This is a genomic window from Pseudomonas sp. AGC41 (genome assembly GCF_057334555.1).
Genome location: NZ_JBHFJB010000146.1, coordinates 34,419 through 36,302 on the forward strand (window position 1 = coordinate 34,419; position 1,884 = coordinate 36,302).

General features: G+C 64.7%; 2 protein-coding genes. Both read right to left on the reverse strand.

Annotation, left to right across the window (positions count from 1 at the left end; genetic code table 11):
- Positions 1–24: 24 nt before the first annotated feature.
- A complete protein-coding gene (locus tag ACE04F_RS23545) occupies positions 25–252 on the reverse strand; it encodes an MbtH family protein (RefSeq protein WP_434572877.1) in 228 nt (75 codons plus the stop codon).
- Positions 253–336: 84 nt separating this feature from the next.
- On the reverse strand, positions 337–1,749 hold the full coding sequence (locus ACE04F_RS23550) for a diaminobutyrate--2-oxoglutarate transaminase (RefSeq protein ID WP_486110192.1): 1,413 nt from the start codon (positions 1,747–1,749) through the stop codon (positions 337–339).
- Between the last annotated feature and the right edge of the window lie 135 nt (positions 1,750–1,884).

Consider the following 1,884-nt stretch of genomic DNA (forward strand, 5'->3'; position numbering starts at 1 on the left):
GCCCCGCTCCCACAGAGTCTTGGTCTACTGCGCTATCGTCGCCTGCTCTTCCATCTTTTTGCGCAAGCTCAGCGGGCGCATATCTGTCCAGACCTCTTCGATGTAGGCCAGGCACTCCTTCTTGAAGCCGCTCTTGCCCACGGTCCGCCAACCTTCCGGAACGGCTTTGTAGTCCGGCCAGATCGAATACTGCTCTTCGTGGTTGACCACCACCTGGAAGAGGATGTCCTCGCGGTCGAATACTGAAGTCATGGTGTTTCTCCGTCGTTGCTCAAGGATCGCCGCGCCATGGGCGCAGCCAAGGTATGAAAAGGAACGTACCGGGCCGGGTGAAAATTAGGCGTCGGCCACGGCGGCTTCCAGGGCGCGCCGGAACAGCTCGGCCACGCGGTCGATTTCCACCGCCGTAATGATCAGCGGCGGCAGAAAACGCACCACGCTGCCCTGCCGTCCACCCAGCTCCAGGATCAGGCCGCGCTTGAGGCATTCACGCTGCAACCGCGGCGCCAGCCGTGCGTCCACCGGAGGATGGCCCAAGGCGTCCGGCTTGCCGGTCGGGTCCACCAGCTCGACGCCGAGCATCAGGCCGCGACCGCGGATGTCGCCCAATTGCGCAAAATCCCTCTGCAGGATATGCAGGTGCTCGCTCAAGCGTTCGCCCATGGCGGCGGCGTGGGCCGGCAGGTTGTGTTCGACCAGGTAGCGCATCACCGCGCTGCCCGCCGCCATCGCCATCTGGTTACCGCGAAAGGTCCCGGCATGGGCGCCCGGCAACCAGGTGTCGAGCCAATCGCGATACACCACCACCGCCAGTGGCAGGCTGCCGCCGATGGCCTTGGACAGCACAACCACATCCGGAATGATGCCGGCGTGCTCGAACGCGAACATCTTGCCGGTGCGGCCGAAACCACTCTGGATTTCATCGACGATCAGCGCCACCCCGGCCTGCTCGGTGATTCGCCGCAAGCCGCGCAGCCAGTCAAGATCGGCCGGTATGACCCCGCCCTCGCCCTGCACCACCTCGACGATCACCGCCGCCGGTAACTGCACCCCGGCCTCGGGATCGTTCAGCAGGTTTTCCAGGTAATGCAGATTGGCCTTGACCCCCTCGACGCCACCGAGCCCGAACGGGCAACGATAATCGTAGGGGTATGGCATGAACTGCACGCCGTTGCTGAGCAATGCCCCCAAGGGCTGCTTCGGCCCCAGGCTGCCCATCAGGCTCAGCGCGCCCTGGCTCATGCCGTGATATCCGCCCTGGAACGACAGCACGGTGCTACGCCCGGTGGCGGTGCGCACCAATTTGAGTGCCGCTTCCACCGCGTCGGTCCCGGTGGGGCCGCAGAACTGGATTTTCGCCTCGGCGGCGAGGCTCGCCGGCAGCAGGCCGAACAGGTCCTGGACAAACCGGTCCTTGACCGGCGTGGTCAGGTCCAGGGTATGCAGCGGCAACTCGTCGGCGAGCACCTGCCGGATCGCCTCGATCACGACCGGGTGGTTGTGCCCGAGGGCCAGCGTGCCGGCGCCGGCCAGGCAATCGATGAAGGTCCGGCCTTCGACATCCTCGACATACAGCCCCTTGGCGCGCTTGAGGGCCAGGGGAATCCGCCGTGGATAGCTGCGCGCATTGGATTCCTGCCGGCTCTGGCGGGCCAGCAACGGTGATTCGTTGAATTGATAGAGCGTCTCGGCCGACGCGGGACTGACCCGCGCTGGCGCTGCTTCGGCAGAAGGATTGGCGACTGACATTTCTCGACCCCGCGATGAGTGACCAAACGGCACACCGGACAGGTGCGCATTCAAGGCGCACATGCAGGTTTCCTGTTGTGGAAACGCATCAGCGAGGCAAGGATTTACTAACACCCTATCCCGTGGGGGGGGGGG